This is a genomic window from Aeromonas sp. 84A (genome assembly GCF_051919345.1).
Taxonomy (GTDB): domain Bacteria; phylum Pseudomonadota; class Gammaproteobacteria; order Enterobacterales; family Aeromonadaceae; genus Aeromonas; species Aeromonas veronii.
In genome coordinates this window covers 4309997-4332438 of sequence record NZ_JBQBEW010000001.1, presented here as the reverse complement: position 1 = coordinate 4332438, position 22442 = coordinate 4309997, and the positions used below count along the sequence as shown (strand labels likewise).

Genomic DNA, 22442 nt, shown 5'->3' with positions numbered 1-22442 from the left:
GGACCCGTCTTCGAATGAGGTGCAGGCTTAGTTGGCCTTGGCATCGCTCACTGCAGCTTCAACCTTGGTAGCGGCTTCGGTAGCAGCTTTTTCTACGGTTGCAGTCGCTTCGGAGGTGGCCTTCTCTACGGTAGAGGTGGCTTCGCTAGCGGCTTTTTCTACAGTGGCAGCAACTTCGGCGGCCGGAGCAGCAGCAGGAGCGGCAGCTTTTTCTTCTTTCTGACCGCAAGCAGTCAACATCAGACCCAGGATACCGGCTACCAGTACTTTGTTCATGTGCATTCCCTCAAAAAAAGATGGAGAGATGGTCTGTGCAACCATCACAGCGCCCACCGTTGCCCGGTATTGAAACAAGAAGCCGGGAGGCAGCAGGCGGGCGCAATATAGCCCCATTAGTTACCGATGAAAACGGATATCACAATGACATTTTTTCGTGCCGTGGATAAAAAGCTCCACTGCAACGACTGATATCAATACAAGATGCCGTTAAATGGCACTGATCGTACAATAAAACACCGCTTTGCTGCCATCTTGTGGCGGTTTAACAAGGTCAAGGTTGGTCAATAGTGGCCGATGACCCGCACTTTAGTCAGACAGCTTCTGACAGGGCAGCCGTTTACCCTCAAGGTGGCTCTGACGGGCCAGATCCAGCAGCGCCATCACCGCCAGCGCTTCACTTGCTGGCACCGGGTTGCTCCATTCGCCCTTGATGGCGGCGCAGACACCGCGATAGTAGGCGCCATAATCCCCCGCCTCACCCACCACGCTCTGCTGCTGTAACTGACCATCGACAATGCGGCTGAGCTGACCGGGTTCTCTATCCATGCCCCAATCCGCCGCCGGTGGCCGCTTGCCCAGCTTGAGCTGATCTTCCTGCACATCCATACCGAATTTCACGAACGATCCCTGGCTGCCGTGAATGACAAAGCGCGGCATGGTGGCTGAAACCAGACAGCTGCCATGCAGAATAACCCGCAGAGCACCGTAACCCAGCACCACATGGAAGTAGTCGTCTGCCAGTGCGCCGGGGCGCTGCTCGGCAAGGTCTGCCTGCAGCCAGTCCGGCTGGCCGAACAGCTGCAATGCCTGATCCAGCACGTGAGGGCCGAGATCGAACCAGAGGCCGGAACCCGGGCCACCCGCTTCGCGCCAGCGCTGGCGCACTTCTGGGCGATAGCGATCGAAGTGGGATTCGAACTGGGCGATCTGCCCCAGAGTCCCTTCGGAAATCAAACGGCGCACGGTAAGAAAATCTCCGTCCCAACGGCGGTTGTGGAAGATGCTGAGCAGTCGCTGCTGCTTTTCGGCCAGTTCGACCAGTGCTTTCGCTTCTGCCAGATCCAGTGCAAATGGTTTGTCGATCACCACATGTTTGCCTGCCAGCAGCGCCTGGCGGGCCAGAGGAGCATGGGTGTCGTTGGGGGTGGCGATCACCACCAGATCGACGGTCTCATCGCTTAGCACCTCCTCCAGTGAACCGACTCGGCAGCCGGGCAGATCGGCCTGCACCTTGACGGCATCGCGGCTCACCACCCAACTGAGGGACAAGCCCGGGGTGGTGGAGAGGAAGGGGGCGTGGAAGGTCTTGCCTGCAAAGCCATAGCCCACCAGGGCTGCGTTGAGAGTGTGGCTCATCGGGAGTTCTCCGCTGACATCGAGTGAGTGGGGTTGCCATCGCAGGCTCTCTGCCGGATGGCCATGTGCTGTAAAGGCGATACAAACGAGAAGGGGGCCGATGGCCCCCTGAGTGTGCCCATCAGAGCACAGGATTTATTGCAAACACAAGCGGCGACCGCGGCGGGTCATCAGCATCACCAGAGGCGGCAGCAGCAGCCACATATGCAGTGCCAGCTGGCTGAGCGGGTCGTGCATCAGGGCGCCGGTCAGGCCAACCAACGCGCCGGAGCCGCTCATCTGGAACAGGCCGAGCAGGGCCGCGGCGGTACCGGCGCAGTGGCCGAACGGTGCCAGCGCCATCCCGGCGGCAGCGCCCAGAATCATGGCAAAGCCGATGCTGGAGAGGAATACCGGCCCCATCATCGCCAGCGGATGTTCGATGTGCATGGCCAGTGTCAGGGTGATAGCCGAGAGCATCAACACCAGCAGGCCGATGCGCAGGGTGCGTCTTGGCCCCACCTTGGCGATAAAGCGCGGTGCCATGAAGCAGGCCAGAATGTTGAGCGCGGCGTTGGCGGTAAACCAGTAGCTAAAGCCGCTCATATCCAGCCCCAGCTTCACCATCAGCTGCACCGGTGCGGCGGTGACATAGGCAAGGATCACCGCCATCGCCAGCATGCACAGGGAGGCGTTGAACAGGAAGCTGGGGGAGCGCAGCACCGGGCTGTAGCGGGACCAGCTGATGAGGGCCCCTTCACTGCGGGTCTCCTCCGGGCGGGTCTCCGGCATCCGCCATAGCAGCCAGCTGCCGACGATGAGCGCATAACCGGCCATAAACCAGAAGTTGGCAGACCAGCCCGCCTTGGCGGTGAGCCAGCCACCGAGCAGGGGGGCCAGCGCAGGAATAAAGCAGATGGCGCCATTGAGATAGGAGATCATCTGGCCGCTCTTTTTCGGGCCGTAGCTGTCACGTACCACCGAGAAGGCGGCGACCGAGGTGGCGCAGGCGCCGAAGCCCTGCAGCACCCGGGCCAGCATCAATTCGCCGAGGCTGGCGGCAAAACCGGCCCCCAGCGCGCTCATGCCATAGAGCAGCACGCCGCCCAGCGCGATGGGCTTGCGACCGTAGCGATCGGCCAGCGGGCCAACAAGCAGTTGTCCCAGTCCCATGCTGAACAGGAACCAGGTGATGGTGCCCTGCATCAGAGTTACTTCGGCGCCCAGCTGCTCGGCCATCTGCGGAATGGCGGGCAGGTAGATGTCGATAGCCAGCGGACTGAACAGCACCAGTAGTACGAGCAAAAGTATCAATGGCATCTGTCACCTCTTTAGTCAGCCAGGTTAATGAATTGGGGCGCGAGTCTACTGACTCACAGTAATGAATAGAAATGGTATTTAATCACTTTGGTTATTCCATTATGGAAACATGTATTAAAAAGCTGGTTATTCGATGGCGGCAAATCCCCCGTAACCCCATCACAGCGGGTGTAATTGACGCTTTTACTAAACGCTTGCGCCGCATAGAATGCGCAGATTATTTTTGCGGAGGTGCTCGATGAACAAGCTTGTCCTGGCAACAGGTAACCAGAAAAAGGTGAAGGAATTGGCCGCCATGCTGGCCGATATGAAGATCCAGGTGATCCCACAGAGCGAGTTTGCGGTCTCCGATGCCGATGAGACCGGCACCACCTTCGTCGAGAATGCCATCATCAAGGCCCGCCACGCTGCCCGTATTACCGGTCTGCCCGCTGTGGCCGATGATTCCGGTCTGGAAGTTGATCTGCTGCAAGGGCGCCCCGGCGTTTACTCCGCCCGCTTTGCCGGTGTGGGTGCCGGCGACAAGGCCAACATCGAGAAGCTGCTCGGCGAGCTGCAAGGTGCCCCCGAGTATCTGAAGAGCGCCCGCTTCTGGTGTGTGCTGGTCTATATGCGCCACGCCGACGATCCCACTCCCATCATCTGTCAGGCGAGCTGGGAAGGGATGATCATCGACGAGCCGCGCGGTCAGCACGGTTTTGGCTATGATCCCGTCTTCTTCGTGCCGGATCACGACTGCACCGCCGCCCAGATGCCCGCCGAGCTGAAGAACCAGCTGAGCCATCGCGGTCAGGCGCTGGCCAAGCTCAAAGCGGCGCTGGCTGCGGCGCACTGAGCCAATTCGCCACCTTGTCGGTTACACACGGTCAATTACACATAGTCATCTACAATGGGGGCCTTGAGCCCCCGTTTTATTGGAAGCCCCATGCTGCAACTGCCGCCGCTCTCTCTCTATATTCATGTGCCCTGGTGCGTCCAGAAGTGCCCTTATTGTGACTTCAACTCCCATGCCCAGAAGGGGGAGTTGCCTCACCTAGAATATGTCGCCGCCCTGCTGGAGGATCTGGATCAGGATCTGAAGTGGGCACAGGGGCGGCCGATCTCCTCGATCTTTATCGGCGGCGGCACCCCCAGCCTGTTGACGGTGGAGGCGATGCAAGCCTTGCTGGACGGGGTTCGGGCCCGCATTCCGCTCACCGCAGATTGCGAGATCACCATGGAGGCCAACCCGGGCACGGTGGAGGCGGACAAGTTCGCCGGGTTCCAGCGCGCCGGCATCAACCGCATCTCCATCGGGGTGCAGAGCTTCCAGCAGGAGAAGCTGACCCGCCTCGGCCGCATTCACGGCCCGGAAGAGGCGCGCAAGGCCGCTGCACTGGCCCATGCCATCAAGTTGCCTACCTTCAATCTGGATCTGATGCACGGTCTGCCGGATCAGAGTCTGGATGACGCCCTTTACGACCTGCAGCAGGCTATCGACTGCGCCCCGCCGCACCTCTCCTGGTATCAGCTCACCATAGAGCCGAACACGGCGTTTGCCTCCAAACCGCCCAAACTGCCGGAAGATGACACCCTGTGGGACATCTATGAGCAGGGCCACGCCATGCTCACTGCCAGCGGTTATCGCCAGTACGAAATCTCGGCTTATGCCAAAGAGGGCTACCAGTGCCATCACAACCTCAACTACTGGCGTTTCGGCGACTATCTGGGGATTGGCTGTGGCGCCCACGGCAAGGTGACCGATCTCGCGGATCAGCAGATCCTGCGCACTGCCAAGGTGAAGCATCCGAAAGGGTATCTGGACAAGAGTCGCCCCTATCTGGACGAGCAGTGGCAGGTGACGGCAGACGATCTGCCGCTCGAATACTTTATGAACCGCTTCCGCCTGTTTGAACCGGCCCCCAAGGCGGAGTTCGAGGCCTATACCGGCCTGCCGCTGGAGCGGGTGGAGACGGTGCTGACCATTGCCCAAAGCAAGGAGCTGATCGAGGATCTGGGAGATAGCTGGCAGCTCACTTCTCTCGGCCATCGCTATCTGAACGTATTGCTCGAACTCTTTATGGATGAGTGAAAACGGGTTCGCGATCTGGCTGCGAAGCCGTGATCAAGGTTCATGCGCTGCTCGGAAGCCTCACGTATGTCTATACGCTCCGGTTCCTGCGCGGCTCTTCACCTTGCTGACAGCTTCTCGCGACAGGTCGTGAGCCTGTTTTGGCTAACCGTGTTTCGAGATAACAATCAGGGCGCCAATGGCGCCCTGATTGTTTATGGTCGGTAGAAGCCCGCTCAGCAGCAGACGCTGATCATCTGCTGTTGGCCGGGCTCCCACCGCTTGCCAAATTTGGCCTTGCGCTGGTAACTTCCCTTGCCCTTCTTGTTGCGCTCGACCCGGCTGCGAAACAGCGGATCGGAGAGCAGGGCGTGCAGATGGTTATCCTTTATCTCGCCGCGCTGATGGGCATAGATGATATCGGTAGTTTCATTCATCTGTTTATTTCTGTTCTTAGTCACAACTAATCCTCATTGGTTTTGCCTACTTAAACTTCTTCAAAAACCAGCGTTTAGTGTCTGCTACTTGAACCACTACACCTTCATTTTCTAAGAGTTCCAGTAACGTTCTTGAAATATGGCCCTCATGCCCCACATGTCCGCCATAAATGCCTAACGAACGACCCAGTTCTGCATTCGTGAGCCCAGTATCACCTGATGCTTCAAGGGCTAAATAAACTGCACTTTTTAAATCAGCAATTGCAGATTGAGCTAACTGATAAGCTTGAGCATTCATCTATTTCATAACCCTTAGTTAAAGAGACTTTGCATTTGGCAAAGATCTCGATTTTTGATTGCGGAAGAGGTTAAAAACGCGGCGATTTTGTCACCAAATAGCCGCTGGAGCAATGAGCGGGCTGGTGCCGTCAGCCAACGTGGTCATGCTCATCGTGGTTATGATGCTCGTGATGAGCGGGTGCTCCCGACTCCAGCGTTTCCAGAATGGCGCAGTGCTCCGCCGAGCGGGGGCCGCCGCAGCAGATATTAGAGAGCTCGCGCAGGTTGTCGCGAAAGCGGGTCAGTTCGATGATCTTCTGCTCCACCTGGGCCAGCTTGGTGTCAGCTACCGCTTTTACCTCCTGACAGGTGACTTTGGCCTTGTTGGTATCGAGATCGAGCAGCTCGCCGATATCGGCCAGCGAGAAGCCCACCGACTTGGCGCGAATGATGAACTCCAGCCGCCGCTTGTCCTGTTCACTGTAGAGGCGGTAGCCGGATTCGTTGCGGATCCCCGGTGAGATAAGCCCGTTCTTCTCGTAAAAACGCAGGGTATCTGCCTTGACCCCGCACGCCTTGGCCAGTTCACCGATCCGATACATGCTCTCTCTCCCCTTGAATGTATGCCGCCACAAAAACCGGAATCCACTATCACCCCTTTGCCCATGGATTGCCAGCCAAGGGCATAAAAGGGGCAGATAAACATCTCCTGGCGCCCCTTTTTCCCATAAAACACTGAAAGTGCAAACGTTTCGAGAAAATCAAGTGGAAAACGTTTAACGCCTCGCCAAATAAGGCTTTGCTGTTTCAAAAAATCCACCACAGGTCACATTTTTTGTGTAGAATACGCGCCCATAACAGAGCGCCGCACCAAGCGGGCATTTCCTAAAACGCTTTTGCCGGATGCCGGGGCGAGAGTGGTTTGCGAAATCCCCCACTTCCATTTATTTGGGGACTCTCTGTGTTGAGCCTCGCCTCCCATGGAACGGTCCCCGTTATGTTGAGGACGATAGTGTGATGGAACAAGCTCGACCCATTCGCCGTGCACTGCTGAGTGTGTCTGACAAAACCGGCATTCTGGAATTTGCCAAGGCACTCAACGAGCGTGGTGTTGCCCTGCTCTCCACGGGCGGTACCGCCAAGCTGCTTGGCGAGGCGGGTCTGCCGGTGACCGAGGTCTCTGACTACACGGGTTTCCCTGAAATGATGGATGGCCGGGTCAAGACCCTGCATCCCAAGGTTCATGGCGGCATCCTCGGTCGTCGGGATCAGGATGACGCTATCATGGCCCAGCACGCTATCTCCCCCATCGACATGGTTGTCGTCAACCTTTACCCCTTTGCTGCAACCGTGGCCAAAGCGGGCTGCACTCTGGCCGATGCGGTCGAGAACATCGACATCGGCGGTCCGACCATGGTGCGTTCTGCCGCCAAAAACCATAAAGATGTCGCTATCGTCGTCAAAGCTGCCGACTATGATCGGGTTATTCGCGAGATGGATGCCAACGGCAACAGTCTGAAACTGGCGACCCGTTTCGATCTGGCCATCGCAGCCTTCGAGCACACCGCTGCCTACGACGGCATGATCGCCAACTACTTCGGTACCATGGTTCCTTCCTACGGTGCAAACAAGGAGGGTGACGAGGAGTCCCGCTTCCCGCGCACCTTCAACAGCCAGTTCATCAAGAAGCAGGACATGCGTTACGGCGAAAACAGCCATCAGGCTGCCGCCTTCTACGCCGAGGAGCATGCCGCGCCGGGTTCTGTCTCCAGCGCTATCCAGCTGCAGGGCAAGGCGCTCTCCTACAACAACATCGCCGATACCGATGCGGCGCTGGAGTGTGTGAAGGAGTTCGACGAGCCGGCCTGCGTCATCGTCAAGCATGCCAACCCCTGCGGCGTGGCCATCGGTAACGACCTGCTGAGTGCCTACGATCGCGCCTACCAGACCGACCCCACCTCTGCCTTCGGCGGCATCATCGCCTTCAACCGCGAGCTGGATGGCGCCACTGCGGCAGCCATCGTGGCCCGCCAGTTTGTCGAAGTGATCATTGCCCCGACCGTCAGCCAGGAGGCCCGCGATGCGGTCGCTGCCAAGCAGAACGTGCGTCTGCTCGAATGCGAGCAGTGGACGGCACCAGCGCAAGGCTTTGACCTCAAGCGCGTCAACGGCGGCCTGCTGGTGCAGGAGCGGGATCTCGGCATGGTGACGCTGGGCTACCTGACCGTGGTCAGCAAGCGTCAGCCGACCGAGGCCGAGCTGCAAGATCTGCTGTTCTGCTGGAAAGTGGCCAAGTTCGTCAAATCCAACGCCATCGTCTACGCCAAAGATGGCCAGACCATCGGCGTCGGTGCCGGCCAGATGAGCCGTGTTTATTCGGCCAAAATCGCCGGTATCAAGGCGGCGGATGAAGGACTGACCGTGGCGGGCTCCGTGATGGCCTCCGATGCCTTCTTCCCGTTCCGCGACGGTATCGATGCTGCCGCGCAGGCCGGTATCTCCTGCGTGATCCAGCCGGGTGGCTCGATGCGCGATCAGGAGGTGATCGACGCCGCCGACGAGCACGGTATGTGCATGGTCTTTACCAACATGCGCCATTTCCGTCATTGATGGGTCAGGGGCTGCCGATGGCGGCCCTTTTGTTGTCTCTTTTCAACTGACTATTTCCACTGACTGACGGCCCGAGTGGCCGTCCAGTGACCACAAATAGAAGCGAGCGATACGATGAAAGTACTGATCATTGGCAACGGTGGCCGCGAACACGCTCTGGCCTGGAAGGCCAAACACTCCCCACTGGTACGTCACGTTTTTGTGGCGCCGGGCAATGCGGGCACCCAGCTTGAGCCGGGTGTCGAGAACGTCGCCATCGAGGCGACCGATATCGAAGGGTTGCTGGCCTTTGCTAAAGAGAAACAGGTCGGCCTCACCATCGTCGGGCCGGAAGCGCCGCTGGTGAAAGGGGTGGTGGATGCTTTCCGCGCCGCCGGCCAGCCGATCTTTGGCCCGACCGCTGCCGCTGCCCAGCTGGAAGGCTCCAAGGCTTTCACCAAGGATTTCCTGGCTCGTCACGCCATCCCGACCGCCGAGTACCAGAACTTCACCGAAGTGGAGCCTGCACTCGCTTATCTGCGCGAGAAGGGGGCTCCCATCGTCATCAAGGCCGATGGTCTGGCGGCGGGCAAGGGGGTGATTGTCGCCATGACCTTGCAGGAAGCGGAAGACGCGGTGCGCGACATGCTCTCCGGCAATGCCTTTGGCGAAGCGGGCTCCCGGGTGGTGATTGAGGAGTTTCTGGAGGGTGAAGAGGCGAGCTTCATCGTCATGGTCGATGGCGAGCACGTGCTGCCGATGGCTACCAGTCAGGATCACAAGCGGGTTGGCGACGGTGATACCGGCCTCAACACCGGCGGCATGGGGGCTTACTCCCCGGCGCCTGTGGTGACCGCCGAGGTACATCGACGCGTGATGGAGCAGGTGATCATGCCGACCGTGCGCGGCATGGCGGCCGAGGGCAACGTCTACACCGGTTTCCTCTACGCCGGTCTGATGATCGACGGTGCAGGCAATCCCAAGGTGATCGAGTTCAACTGCCGGTTCGGCGATCCCGAGACCCAGCCCATCATGCTGCGGATGCAATCCGATCTGGTGGAGCTCTGCCTGGCCGCTTGCGCAGGCAAGCTGGATCAGAAAGAGGCCATCTATGATCCCCGCGCCGCTATCGGCGTGGTGTTGGCGGCGGGTGGCTATCCCGGCGATTACAGCACCAACCACCCCATCAGCGGCTTGCCGGTGGATGAAGTGGCGGGTGAGAAGGTGTTCCATGCCGGTACCCGCCTGGAGGGCGATACCAGCCTGACCGCTGGCGGCCGCGTGTTGTGCGCAACCGCCCTCGGCCATACTGTGGCAGAAGCCCAGCAGCGTGCCTATCAGCTCGCTGGCCGCATCAAGTGGGATGGCGTCTTCTACCGCAAGGATATAGGCTGGCGCGCCATTGCTCGCGAACAGGAGTAACTGACGCCAGCAAATGGCCAGCTGATTCAGACCCCGCTACGGCGGGGTTTTTTGTCCCTGTTTACCGCTTTCAACCATCCTCATGCTGCGCGTCACCTGCGTTCAGTCAGTTACCAAGCGTAAACAAGCGCGGCATATCTGTCACTATTTGCCACAAAAAACAGCATTTTTCACAAACGTTTCACCATGAGTCATGGCATCATGCTGGTGATGAATTCTTGTTTGGATTCATAAGTACCCCTAACAATTCGAGCATGTCGTTATATAAGGAAATCCCATGTTGAAAACCGTCCGCCCCCTGCTGCTGCCCCTGATGTTTGGCCTGATGACCCTGCCTGCCGTGGCGGGTGATCTGGAACAGCCGATGAAGAAGATTGGCTTCAACTACAAGCAGGCCGTCAAGGCTGATGATGCGGCCACCATGGAGAAGCACATCAACGAGATGAAGGCCCAGCTGGATGTGGCCAAGCAGAAGAACATGCCGGCCGCCAAGAAAGAGAAATTCCTTGAAGGGATGAACGAGGTACAGACCGAGCTGGACGCCAGCCTGGCCGCACTCAAGGCGGGTGATGAGGCCAAGGCGCGCGAACATCTGGCCAAGGTCAACGACCTGAAGAAGGAGTACCACAAATATGCCAAGCAAAAAGGGTGAGCCCTTTCGCTGGGATCCGCTGGTTCGCCTGACCCACTGGGGCTTGGTGGCGGTCTGCATCAGCAATCTCTGGGTTAACGAAGCGGGCGAGGAGTGGCACGAGTGGCTGGGTTACGGCGCCATTGGGCTGGTCTCCTTGCGTCTGCTCTGGGGGCTTACTTTTGCCCGTGGCTACGCTCGCCTTGGTGCCCTCATCCCCAGTGGTGAGGATTTTCGCCAGCAAGCGCGCGAGATGCGTGAGCGGCAGCCTCCTGCACCGGGTCATCACGGTAGCGGCAAGCTGGCCGTGTGGGCGCTCTGGCTGGTTGTGCTGGCCACTGCTGGCAGCGGCTGGTTTCAAAATACCGAGACGGGATTTGAACTGGGGGCTGACGAGTGGCATGAGTGGTGCGTGGTGGCGCTGCAGGGGTTGATTGGTCTGCATCTGCTGGCCATCGTCTTCACCTCCTGGCGTCAGCGCAGCAATCTGGTTACCCGGATGCTGCCAGCCATCGGGCGTCGCTCATCCATCCAGAGCGGCAGCAACGAGCAAACCTGAGGCTCAGCATTAGGCGCCTTGTCTCTGAGTGAGGCGCCTGATCCGGACCCTGCCCAGACCCGCCCATGGCGGGTCTTTTCTATGACCTCATCGAGCTCACCACTGGACATTGCCCGATCAGCAGATGCAAAAAGGCCGCTCATCATGAGCGGCCTTTTTAAATTTGGTGGCCCCTGGGGGACTTGAACCGTTATGTAGCACTTATTAAACCTACAATAAACAACACCAGCTAAGGAAATGATCTAAGGCGCTGATTTTATTTAAATTTTAGCTTTGCATTCTGGATGGTCTACTAACTCATAGCATGCACTACCAATGCGCACTTAAAAGTTACTAAAGTGCATGATGAGTGTCTCATATGAGGCATTCTGTTGGTGTACAGATTGTGTGTGGGACGACATCACTTTTAACTTTTAGCTAGTCGTCCCATTATGACTTACTCCACAGATTCATCTAGTACTGCAAACCTAACCTCTGGAAGCGAGTCTCGTTGTGCCTCATCCAATATACGAATCAGTTCGCTATTATGACTTGTCTTGTTTAACAATTCTTTAGCTAGCTCAACGCAAGAAGCTCGAACAAATGAGATACTGACAGACTCTCTACTTGATGGAGATATGTTCACATAATTGCTGTTGTCAAATATGACAGGGATTATTTCGACTAATGAATCAATATGTTCACTATTCAAAAAACCATTACTCAACATTTCTTTTATTACTGAAAGTTGAACACTTAATCCAGATTTAAAACCTGATTCAGTAAGATATACCAACCGCAAAATTAGTCTTTCAATTACTGGTAACTCCATCATGCCCCTCCACTTAAGTAGTGCTCGGGAGGAAAAAGCTAAAAAATTGCCCTTTGAATGAAAGCCTTGCCGAATTGTTTTTTCAACACGCTCTATCAGTGTATGGTTAGCCGTAGCAAAATAAGTAAATGCAATCATTGCATTTGGGCTTTCAGTATCATTATAAAAAGCAAACAGTTTGTTATAATTATCCTCTGTTAGATCTTCTTTAGATAACGAAGGCGCTATTGAGAGAGACAAAGCATCTCCAATTAATGAAACAATTATTTCATCTTCTTGTTGCGACCAACCAAGAATATCACCTTCATCATTCCTTGGCCTCCAATCAACCATTAAATTAAATAGCTTGATGGCTTGTTCTTCTGATGGATAAATACCATCGTGCATTACTTTTGTCGCTTGACATATATCGTTCAAATGATGTCTATTCAAAAGATGATTATTGTCAACATCAAAAAGGTATTTTCTGACTGCACTTTTAACTAAGGAGGGATCTCCAGATGGCAGAGTTAAGAATGTATGTTTAAGCAAACCAGTCTCTGGAAGGTTCGAGTAATCTGGATGCTCTCCCCATATTTTTTGTGATAGTCTTTGCTTTTCATCGGGTAGTAAAAAACCACACGTAGAGAGTGATAAAAGTCTAATTAAAGCAGGCGCAGCTTTGCTAGATGATGGTACTACCGAATCAATAATTTCATCTATACGCCGGTCAAGTGTGCTACTGGATATTCTATCTCCTGGTTCCCAGATAACTGGATTTACCCATTTACCATGGTCTTCTATGCCAAGTTCTACTTGCAATGGAAAAGATAAGGCATCCAATAAAACATCTTTATGTTGTGATTTAGGAATACTGTCTAAAGTGAAATTTACAAGGTCACCTATTGCGTCAAAAAGCCAAAAGCAACGTAGGTTTGTATTTTTACTTAGAGAAACAGAAAATTTGAAGAGCTCTTTTGCTTGCTCTATCGAAACTCTTACAGATACTCGCGCTAAAACCTCAATAAAAACACCAAGGCGGTTAACTGCATGACTATCAATTTTTTTAGACCAATAGTCAATAGCTAACTTACATTGAGTGACTAAAAATGAAATTTCTCTGTCAGATAAACAGGCGATATTAATCCTAGAAAATAGTTTTTTCAGAACTGGTGAATCGCCACTATTGGCAGCTCTAATGGCTAATGAAAAACGATATAAATTGTCGAGATCTTCTAGTTCAGCTAACCTTGTGGCTTTATCTACGCAGAAATTAACACTTTCCCATCTCAATGGCATGCCGATAGAATTAAGTACTCCCTCAAAGAAAATAAAAGGATGTATCTCGTTACTAATAGTTACTGTTTGAGAATTGTCTTTATAATACCCTGGGGAAAACGATGGCTCAATTTCTTGGTTTTTTCTCTGTTCTTGTAGTGCATTATCAATTCTTCCATTGATGTAATCCATATATTCGCTTGGTGAACAATGATATTCATCATAGATAGTAGGGAATTTTTCAAAGCTTTTCCTATCTGATAGCATATTAATACCCCTCATGAGCCAGTGTGCGCATGCGAGGCGTGATAATGCGTGAATTGAAGCTTTGTTGTTGCGATGTTGCAGCAAAAGTTCTTTGTGTGCTTCTGAAATTAATTTTGTAGCATGATCAAATTGCCCTAGTTCACTCAGTAACCCCCCTTTTTTAAGCATCCAAATTGGAGAGTTAGTAGAGATTTTATTCACTTGTAATTCCAATTCTTTATAATCAAACGAATCTCTAGCCAATAAAGCATTATGATATGAAAGTTCATTACTGCACTCTGGATGGTATTTGTCACCATTGTTAAGTATATGCTTGGTTATCTCAATAATTTGTTCTGCCTCAGAAGAGCTCATCCATCGTGTATTTTTATGAATGAGCACGGCAATCTCTAATTGCTGTCTTTTGGTGAGTGAGCATTGATTATCTGGGTTGCAAATTTTTAGTAGCTCTTGAACTAACCAATTTGGGAATACTGAAAATGTTACTTTATAATGCCAGCATATTTCATACAAAAGCTTCTCGCGTTTTGCAGGAGGCATGAGATAGATATTTTTCGGTGTAGGCCATGGAGTATCTATGTGATTTTGTAATCTTGATACAATATTCGGTGGGCATACTATCCAATCAGGATAAGACTCACGATCTTTTTCTAGTAATGGAAGATGGCCTTCAAGTATTTTAGCTGCATATTCTGGCTCTTTACGAAGCTTGGTATCTTCTTCAATCGTAGTCATGTTCTGGCGTAGGCTTGTCGGAGTCCACTCCCAACTCTGTTTCGGCCTAAGATCTTGTAATGCCTTAATGAAAATCTTCATTGCTTCAAGATGCTTGGAATCCTGCTCATCAAGCTCAGCTACAAGTGCACTTAAATCTATGGGGGCAACATTAATTGACTCTAAGTATTTTCTTTTCGCTGAATTTAATCCCAGTGCTCCAACTAGATATATTCTTCTGGTATGGCTAGATAAATGATCTCTAACCCAACCTGCCCATTGTAAAAAATTAGGGTCATCGCCAGAGAACCCAAGTAAGCATAGCTCATTTTCAATAAATACTTGGCGTGAAAAGTTCACGAATGCTGCGTGGTTCTGAGGGTATTTTCTATAGTCTTCTTGAGTGAATATGAGGTCTTTTGTGACGTCTATTGTCCCGTGTAATTTTACAATTCGAGGAGACCTAGCACTAGATAGGTCTTCTTGTTTAGAGACTAAACTGTAGGCGGGTTGGTATACATTTGCGGATGCTCGCTCTAACAGAGTATCCCAGTTTGTTGTTAACACTTCCGACCATGGCAACTCTAGCAAGTCCTTATGTAGGTTACCAGGTTTCCATGCGGGATCGTTGATCACTTTCTTGATCAGGTCATGCAATGCCTGTTTACCAAAAAATGCAGAGTACTCTTCTGCCAGGCGTAGCGGATCAGAACTTCTAGAATCTAATTCCCTGGCTAATTCCTTTGAAAAATCATTCCATAGTGGCATTTTTTCTTGAGAATTACCTGTCGAGGCAGCGCACCTGCTGAAACCGGCCCCGACCATTACAGCGGCACCATGATAAGAGCCATCTTGTTGCCAAAGCGCTGCCGCTAGCTTAGTCAGCGTAACGTAATCGGGTAGCGAAAAAATATCTGTCATTTAACGGTGGCCTTATGCAGTCGTGATGCGGGAGCAGCAGAGAAAGTAAAGTACTGATTAGTCTGTCATAAAATTCATTGAGATTCAAAACGGGCTACACGTGTTGAGTGTGTGAATGCACTGTCAGGTTAATGCTGTTTCTCCGCACATCCTCTATGTTGAGTGACATAACAATCGTGATGTTGCTCACAAAAACAACATCTCATGTCATTGTTAAACTTGAATAGAAAATTGCATAAATGCGAGTTCTAAAAAACCAAGCGCTCAATAAATGCACAATTTATTTTCAGGTTATTAAATAATCACTTTTTACTATTTCAGGTAAATTTTCGTCTTTAACTATAAAAATTACTAGTTGTATCAAACATAAAGATCGGATGTTTATTTATGCCTTAAATAATACCAAGTGAGATATATAATATTTATATGTAAATTAATATAAGGCGGATGCTATTCAGTAATTGAAGATATTTATGTCTTACCTCATTTTTTATAAAGGCGTTTGATTCTTGCAGATGTAAATGTAGCCTCGTATCGTAACGCATATTAATGCGAGGGATGACCTATGAGCACATATAGAATTGTAGGAATGCCTATGGATGGGACTCTAGTTGATGAGCATGGCGTGGCTTTTAGACCATTCTCAGTATATATCGGTTGTCTGAGGCGCCAGGGATATGCAGTAAATACAATAAACGCCTACGGACAACATGTTGCTCGATTCCTGAACTACGTTAATCAGGCAGTAGACGTATATAGTGGTGAGCTCAACATCAATGGATGGCGAGACATTATAGGATCTTATGGGGACTATCTATTATATGGTGTCGAGGCCAATGATTTTATCGCTAGGCAGATTGCCCAGAAAAATCAGCGGTGGCGTAAAACTGGTATTCGCTCCATGGGTGTTATTGAGACTGCGATTGTCAAATATATAGAGTTAGGTGAACTAGAGCAATTCAATGAGACTGATTCATATATTCACCCTATGTTTCCTAGAGAATATAAAAACCTTACTAGGTTTGAGTCTACCGAGAGAAAAAAACGAAGCTTTTTTGGCGGATTGATATCAGCAAGAAATCAATCTAAGGAAACGACAACCTCGAATATATTTGAATATCATAGAAAAAAATCTGTATTTTTTCAAAAACGGCATTTTCCATATGAGCGGATAACGGATTTTATTAATGGAGCTAGCTGCTATCGAGATAGGGCTCTATATGCGCTACTTGCAGCCTCTGGTTGCAGGGTACATGAGGCTCTACAGCTAACCCTAGATGATATCAACATAACCGATTTTAGTATAGAACTGACAGACTACAGGGATAATATGACCCGCTTAGTTGGGCTAACAACAAATGAGATCAGTCAGCTCGCATGGAAGGGCCGAGCAACTCCAAAAACATTTTTAATTGAACCATATAAAAGCCTGTTCTTTAAACATCTGGAGAGCTATTTCAGATACGAGCGGAATGGAGTCGTTAATCATCGATATGTTTTCCAAAATAGGAATAATGCAAGACCATATTTTGCGTCGAGCAGGCAAACATTAATTACCTCATTTCGGCGTAATCTTATTAGAGCAGGTATAAATGATACCGAGGGATTATCTCCACATTCATTACGGCATGCATATGGTAGATACACGCTGAACTACCTCCCATTATCAGATGGGAGTTATGGCCTACCCCTGGTATGGGTGAAAGTTTTAATGGGCCATTCGGATATCAGCTCAACACAAATCTATGCAAAATCTGATGAGGATTTTATTTCTTCAATAGTAGCTCATAGTAATCAAACCGTTTTTAGCAACAATCCTCCGAGCATATCAGAGGTGCAAATTAAATATTTAAGGGATGAAATTTTCCGCTTGGTAGCACAAATAGAAAAACTGGAGGATGGTCATGAGTAATAATGATTTTGTCTTTAACTCTACAGATAATCTGCTTTTTTTGCAGTCTGGTGAGGAATGGTTTGACGCGGTCATACGCTCTATCAGTATGTGCATACAATATCATGTGGATTTTTACTATGATGGGATATTCCCCAAAAGCCATGATGTGATTACATCTAAAACGTGCGTGGAATTAAACATTTATAAATATTTTCATGATGCAAAAAAACATAGGGAATTTTTCACTCATGAGTGGGCTCAAAAAGTCCTTAGTATATGTTTGCGAAAAAAAGATAAACGTGATTGTTCTCTCATGATTGATTTGATTCCAGATTACGTATCTAAGGGCGACTTGAAAAAAACATCATATAATATGTTGAAAAGGTCGTTGAAATGGCTGTTATATTTTCTGCGATTTAATAATGCATTGCTGCTACCAGTTATACTCTCATTCCCTAGGAATCCTCGTGGTAAAAATGGTACTGAACCATTATTTAATTATTACCCAGATTTGATGAAGGTATTTCGTGCACCATATTGCATGCACGAAATTAACATGCCTGATTTTAGGCCACATCTTTCAGTCTGCGGTGTATCAGAATATCAAATGCGTGATTATGCATATAAGATTATCACAGCTAGTACCTGGGAATGTGTCGAGGATGTTACTATTGAAAACGCGTCTAAAATTGCACAGGATATATCATGCTCAATTTCGGCTGGAGATTCTAGCTACAAAAATAATCTACCAGTCATTCCTATGCTAAAGCTGTTATTATCGATGTATCCATCTAAATGCGGCTATAATTTGATTGATATTCAAGAGTTTTCAAAATCCAAACGATATAGAGTAATTAAAATCCAAAATTCAGATGAATTATGCAAAAACCACTCTAGGATTATTTGGGAGTCTCTACTAGACGACTACATTATAGCTCTGACTAAAAAGGGACGAGCGAGTTCAACTATAAAACAATATAGGCATGCATTTAATCTATTTATGTCATATTTGTACAAGGATGACCCCTTAAGAATTATTTACCCAAAAGACTTTACAAGAAAAGATTTTGTTGGGAATAATAGTAGTGATGCATTTATAGATGAGGTCAAGTCATCTAATTATAACGTAAAGTATGGGATTTTAAAGCGGATCGATATTTTTTTTAGTTGGGTCTCAACTCAAACACAATTAGATCATGCTGTAGGATTTTCTAACCCTATCAGCAAAATTGATTATCCTACTACTAAACGCCCCAAGGGGACTAATAAGATCATACCCCCTGTACGTATATTTATTAGGTTGTATTCATTTCTATCAACATTGTGTGATTTTTACTGGTGGTTGGTAACAAATAAAAAATATCGTTCAGGGCTAGCGCTACGAAAGGATACCTATGACACTCAAGCGTTGGGTATGACACCTATAGTATGGATTGAGGGTCGGGCACTACCAATATACTACATTCCATGTAAGCTCACTGGAGAGGCTATTGCTACTATAGATAAAAATAAATTTTCTTATCCAATATTTCAAACATTGTTTGGATTGTTTGTGGCTATGGAAACTGGGATTCGAACAACTCATATACGATGGTTGAGTAATGATCATTTCGATAAATTCTGTAAAAATGATTGGTTAGATTATCGAGATCTTGCAGTTTTACCTGAGATGTCATGTGATGCAATGAAAATGGTCGTGTCATCAGATAAGGTGAAAACGGATCCATGGGAGGCATTGGTTAGCACTCGTGTGATCAGGATGCTGAAACGGCTGCAATTATTTTCCTCCGCACTTGACGGGGATATACCTGAGAAATGGTATAATGAGTCTATAAACAGTGTTCACGGGAAAATAAGATCACTTTTTCATTTGAAAGAACTGGGAAACTTACAAGGCGAACCAATTACATATAATTCTATTCGAGACCAATTTAAGCTTCTCCAGTTATTTTTTGACCTGTGGCAGCGCTCACATGTTAAGACATGGTTGGATAACAACGTCATAATTAAAAATGAGTTTGAAATAACACAGCTTAATCAATTTGAGGGGAACATTCAGGATGTATATGATAGGTTGTCTAAAAAGGGGGCAAGGTTAAATGATTTAATTAACGAGACATTTTATTATTCACGTAGTTATAGCGCAAAATATACACCTCATGGTATCCGTGCATCCGTTGTGTCACAGCGAGTAACAATGCTCCCTCCAGATATACTTGCACAGTACGTCACTGGTCATGAAACAATTAACGCATTATCACATTATGTCGTACTAGATGACTCAATACTAAAAATGTTGGACGCTACATCTATCTATAAAAATGGGGTGCAGCTATCTCCACCTCAAAGTCTGGATGCGTTCAAAACGGATAAAATTAATGAACGGATACATGAGGTCATCAATAAAAATCCGTCATCGTTCTACGATCTATATTCGCCAGTTTCATTTTCTAAGGAACCGGATAGTAATGGAAAAAATACACAGATAAAAATTGACGTAGTATCAGATGCATCATTTTTTACGACACATATATGCCCCTATCATAAGGACTGTCCAGAGGATGTTGTTAAAACAACCGGTCGGTATCAGTGTGGGCAATGTTACGCATCGATTAAAACTATTTCGCATATTCCACGAATTCTGGCACATATGCGGTCAATGAATCTGGATTTATCTGTGCTGCGTAACCGAATAGAGGCGGCTATAGCTGATGGAGCAGACCATGAGGCTATTGCCCCTCTCGATTATGAGTATCGGCAATTAGCTAACGAACTGGCTGCATGGATACACACGTATGGCATACTAAAAAATAATTTTGAGAATAAGGATGCCCATGATCAATATTTTGTGGCCAATCCAGAGCTAGTTTCCATGAAAATTATGGAGAATGAGGGAGATAGAAATGAGCTGAGCCTGTTCATTTTAATGCTAAATGATGCTAAGGAATTTTCTGAATATCATACACCGAATCTTAGAGCTCAGATTATGTCAATCGCTAGCAAAATTAAGATGAACCACCAGGCATTTTCTAATGCGCTCTCTAGGGCTGGCGATTACTCCATATTGGACGAGTTACGAGGGCTAATTAAATCATGTTCAGATGTCCATAAAATTGGATATACCCGAGCGCTAGAAATTTTGTTGGCTGAGCAACCAGTCCCTGTACATATTCAACTAGAGTGATTTTACTATGCCTAGAGGAGCCAAAATTGGTGAGAACAGGTTCCGTCAGCATGTTGAGCTATGTACTACTGAGCGGGAGGATCGTCTGTTGTCTATAGTAATAGATATTCAACGGTCTAAAATATTATTTAGATCGTTAACCTCTATGTCTCACTATGTAGCAAAAAAATTTAATGAGTCAGAATGCTCACACGGTAAAAAAATTACCAATACCACAATATTACGTAACCCCAGATATCGGGGTATATTGTTACGATTGTATCTAGGTGATACTCAGCTAATTGGTGACAATAAAACAACCTCGGAAACTCTACAGCTCAGGCTAGAAAATGAGAGAATTAAAAATGCGCTAATGAAAGCAGAGCTAGAGATAAGAAAGCTTGAAAGTGCGCTCGCAGAGAAAAAGCGAAATTCAAATTTCGATGATAATGGATTTAGCGTTACGAATTTGGATGCGTGTTATAAAATAATCTTATCGATTTTAGAGGCTAGTAATGGAGTGTATGTGATTACTAATAATGGAATAATTGATAAATCAAATATTTTTGATAATGTTGTCGTATCCAAAAAGCTTCTAGCTATGTCTGGGATAGAAAAATACCAGCAAATATGACTGACTGCATATCAGGTCTAGTTATCACCTGACACCGGCCTCAAACCGGTGTCTTGTTTACGCGACTTTCGTGCGCCCTTCCTTTGGTATCAATTTCAGAGCCTTCCACCGTACTGCATCCATCCCCCCTCCCTGATTACCAGCCCGTTCCTACGCCCCCTCTAAAGCCCAATGAGCTCACCTGGGGAGTGGTCATACATCTAAATCCAATTGGAACTTGACGAAGTTCAAAACAATCAAATGTAAGTGTATGATTTTTCATGAAAGTGTTGTAACTACTGATGTAGTTAAAGCATCCAATTTAACTGAATAAACTGATGTGCTTTTATACATAGATCCGTTTGCGGGTAGGATAGAGATGGCAAGAATCCTGATGACTCGTGCCCTTGATGACAAAGGTCATATTGTTGATGTCAAAGACGTTGTTAGTGGTAAAGGATGCAATTGCACATGCATCGGTTGCCAGGGGGCTGTCTGGGCAATGAAGGGGCAAGTTAAAGCCCATTATTTTTCTCATGAACCTAATTCTATCGAACAGAATGCCTGTAGCTGGAAGCCAGAAACAGAAATACATATCTTGGCTAAAGAGGTTTTAGCAACGGATAGGCAGTTGTTACTGCCGATTGGAACTATAAACCCAATCCATAAAAACATAGTTTTTGATGAGATGGTATGTGAGGTTTATGAGGGCAGAGTAATCCCAGATGTAATTGGGTTCATCGAGGGAGAGAAGGTTCTCATCGAAGTTGCAGTTACGCACTTTTGTGATCGAGGAAAAATTAAAGAATTAAAAAGGGTGAATGCAACCTGCGTTGAACTTGACCTTAGTGGATTTCGTGTGAAAGGAGAGATAATCTCAAAAGAAGAGATTAGAGATTATCTTAAAAAATGCCCTAAAAAATGGGTGTCTGTGGCTCCTGTTGGCAATTTCTCCGAAATGATTTACTCCCATAATAGACAACAATTATTATCTTTACAGCATCAGTATTCATCTTTGCGTTCAAAGCATGATGCAGAGGTTAAAAGGCTTAATGCAGAATACAACGCGATAAAAAATACAAGTCAATCTGAGCTAAGTGATATGCAACGAGTCATTCAACAGTCTCGGCATGCAGAAGGCAAGGCTAACGCCATTTTAAAAAGATGGGAGAGAGTATTAAAAGAAAAAGAGTCGTCCATTTTAGAGGCACAGGAAAAAATAATCCTATTGGAAGATCAATACAGAAGCTTTGAAATGGAATTGAAAGACCGTCTCTATCATATACAAGATGAAGTTGATCAAAAGCAAGATTTACTACGTGACCTTCTTAATTTGGATGAACTTAAGGCTGAGTTTTATTCACAGGTTGATGATGTAAATAGAACCATTAAAGCCAAAGAGGCTCAGCTTGATGCTAGTGAAGTCGAAATACGCAGGCGTTCAGCTTCCTTAGATCTAATACAGAAAAATTTAAATGATAGTCTCATCTCACTACAAGAACGAGAAGATGCTCTAACAGAAAGATCCAAAGACTTGGCAAACATCGTAGATATTAAATCAAGAGAGCAGGCTAAAGTAATGTTTGAGCAGTTACTGAAAGAAAAAGCAAATGAGATAAAAGCACTTGAGGAAAAAGAAAGGAAAGCAAAAAAAGATATTGATGATTTAAGGCGAAAATATAGTTCATTTATCAAAATCCCGTGATTTTCACATATGGATTTTACTGATCTAGTTATCACCTTACACAAATCTCAAACAGGTGTCTTGTTTACGCTACTTTCGTGCGCCCTTCCTTTGGTATCAATTCCAGAGCCCATTCAACGTGCTGTAGGGACGCGTCCTCCATCAACCTGACTCGATGGTCAGCCAGCTCCTACACTTCCCCTAAAGCGCCATCCGT

17 protein-coding genes are annotated in these 22442 nt (G+C 48.2%); 10 read left to right on the top strand and 7 right to left on the bottom strand.

Annotated elements, in window-relative coordinates:
- Positions 1 to 27: 27 nt before the first annotated feature.
- From ACTG20_RS19600 to ACTG20_RS19590, 3 genes are all read right to left on the bottom strand, one after another.
- Positions 28 to 276, bottom strand: a complete 249-nt coding sequence (locus ACTG20_RS19600) for a hypothetical protein (RefSeq protein ID WP_005340533.1) — start codon at positions 274 to 276, stop codon at positions 28 to 30.
- Positions 277 to 585: 309 nt separating this feature from the next.
- The gene (locus tag ACTG20_RS19595; protein ID WP_194495169.1) at positions 586 to 1635 is read right to left on the bottom strand and encodes an oxidoreductase; all 1050 of its coding nucleotides are present in this window, start codon (positions 1633 to 1635) and stop codon (positions 586 to 588) included.
- Positions 1636 to 1770: 135 nt separating this feature from the next.
- Positions 1771 to 2934, bottom strand: coding sequence for a multidrug effflux MFS transporter (locus tag ACTG20_RS19590; protein WP_194495171.1), 1164 nt, complete (start codon positions 2932 to 2934; stop codon positions 1771 to 1773).
- Between the two features lie 238 nt (positions 2935 to 3172).
- Between ACTG20_RS19590 and rdgB the strand changes: the two genes are divergently transcribed.
- On the top strand, positions 3173 to 3769 hold the full coding sequence (gene rdgB, locus ACTG20_RS19585; RefSeq protein ID WP_005340539.1) for an RdgB/HAM1 family non-canonical purine NTP pyrophosphatase: 597 nt from the start codon (positions 3173 to 3175) through the stop codon (positions 3767 to 3769).
- A 90-nt stretch (positions 3770 to 3859) separates the two neighbouring features.
- Positions 3860 to 5005 carry a radical SAM family heme chaperone HemW gene (hemW, locus tag ACTG20_RS19580; RefSeq protein ID WP_194495173.1) on the top strand — a complete coding sequence of 382 codons (1146 nt, stop codon included), beginning with the start codon at positions 3860 to 3862 and terminating at the stop codon, positions 5003 to 5005.
- Positions 5006 to 5220: 215 nt separating this feature from the next.
- Here the strand turns inward: hemW and ACTG20_RS19575 are convergent, their stop codons facing one another.
- From ACTG20_RS19575 to zntR, 3 genes are all read right to left on the bottom strand, one after another.
- The gene (locus ACTG20_RS19575) at positions 5221 to 5421 is read right to left on the bottom strand and encodes an alternative ribosome-rescue factor A (RefSeq protein ID WP_144715055.1); all 201 of its coding nucleotides are present in this window, start codon (positions 5419 to 5421) and stop codon (positions 5221 to 5223) included.
- Positions 5422 to 5467: 46 nt separating this feature from the next.
- Positions 5468 to 5719, bottom strand: coding sequence for a hypothetical protein (locus ACTG20_RS19570; protein ID WP_194495175.1), 252 nt, complete (start codon positions 5717 to 5719; stop codon positions 5468 to 5470).
- A gap of 130 nt (positions 5720 to 5849) precedes the next feature.
- Positions 5850 to 6302, bottom strand: a complete 453-nt coding sequence (zntR, locus tag ACTG20_RS19565) for a Zn(2+)-responsive transcriptional regulator (RefSeq protein WP_041209144.1) — start codon at positions 6300 to 6302, stop codon at positions 5850 to 5852.
- A gap of 415 nt (positions 6303 to 6717) precedes the next feature.
- On the opposite strand from zntR, the gene purH reads away from it, so the two are divergent.
- The 4 genes from purH (at position 6718) to ACTG20_RS19545 (ending at position 10901) form a co-directional block, all read left to right on the top strand.
- Positions 6718 to 8310: a bifunctional phosphoribosylaminoimidazolecarboxamide formyltransferase/IMP cyclohydrolase gene (gene purH, locus ACTG20_RS19560; RefSeq protein WP_439987341.1), complete on the top strand. Its 1593-nt coding sequence runs from the start codon at positions 6718 to 6720 to the stop codon at positions 8308 to 8310.
- 114 nt (positions 8311 to 8424) lie between these two features.
- Complete coding sequence (gene purD, locus ACTG20_RS19555) at positions 8425 to 9711, top strand: phosphoribosylamine--glycine ligase (RefSeq protein ID WP_005341242.1); 1287 nt, start codon at positions 8425 to 8427, stop codon at positions 9709 to 9711.
- A 277-nt stretch (positions 9712 to 9988) separates the two neighbouring features.
- Positions 9989 to 10363 carry a cytochrome b562 gene (locus ACTG20_RS19550; RefSeq protein WP_005349056.1) on the top strand — a complete coding sequence of 125 codons (375 nt, stop codon included), beginning with the start codon at positions 9989 to 9991 and terminating at the stop codon, positions 10361 to 10363.
- The gene (locus ACTG20_RS19545) at positions 10344 to 10901 is read left to right on the top strand and encodes a cytochrome b/b6 domain-containing protein (protein WP_107683754.1); all 558 of its coding nucleotides are present in this window, start codon (positions 10344 to 10346) and stop codon (positions 10899 to 10901) included. The genes ACTG20_RS19550 and ACTG20_RS19545 overlap by 20 nt, the downstream gene beginning before the upstream one ends.
- A gap of 436 nt (positions 10902 to 11337) precedes the next feature.
- Here the strand turns inward: ACTG20_RS19545 and ACTG20_RS19540 are convergent, their stop codons facing one another.
- The gene (locus ACTG20_RS19540; RefSeq protein WP_194495179.1) at positions 11338 to 14871 is read right to left on the bottom strand and encodes an SIR2 family NAD-dependent protein deacylase; all 3534 of its coding nucleotides are present in this window, start codon (positions 14869 to 14871) and stop codon (positions 11338 to 11340) included.
- Positions 14872 to 15436: 565 nt separating this feature from the next.
- Here ACTG20_RS19540 and ACTG20_RS19535 point away from each other — a divergent pair.
- The 4 genes from ACTG20_RS19535 to ACTG20_RS19520 all read left to right on the top strand — a co-directional run bounded on the left by ACTG20_RS19535 (position 15437) and on the right by ACTG20_RS19520 (position 22246).
- Positions 15437 to 16783: a tyrosine-type recombinase/integrase gene (locus ACTG20_RS19535; RefSeq protein ID WP_194495181.1), complete on the top strand. Its 1347-nt coding sequence runs from the start codon at positions 15437 to 15439 to the stop codon at positions 16781 to 16783.
- On the top strand, positions 16776 to 19949 hold the full coding sequence (locus ACTG20_RS19530; protein ID WP_194495183.1) for a hypothetical protein: 3174 nt from the start codon (positions 16776 to 16778) through the stop codon (positions 19947 to 19949). The genes ACTG20_RS19535 and ACTG20_RS19530 overlap by 8 nt, the downstream gene beginning before the upstream one ends.
- 7 nt (positions 19950 to 19956) lie before the next feature.
- On the top strand, positions 19957 to 20562 hold the full coding sequence (locus tag ACTG20_RS19525; protein WP_194495185.1) for a hypothetical protein: 606 nt from the start codon (positions 19957 to 19959) through the stop codon (positions 20560 to 20562).
- Positions 20563 to 20920: 358 nt separating this feature from the next.
- The gene (locus tag ACTG20_RS19520; RefSeq protein ID WP_194495187.1) at positions 20921 to 22246 is read left to right on the top strand and encodes a hypothetical protein; all 1326 of its coding nucleotides are present in this window, start codon (positions 20921 to 20923) and stop codon (positions 22244 to 22246) included.
- Positions 22247 to 22442: the final 196 nt, after the last annotated feature.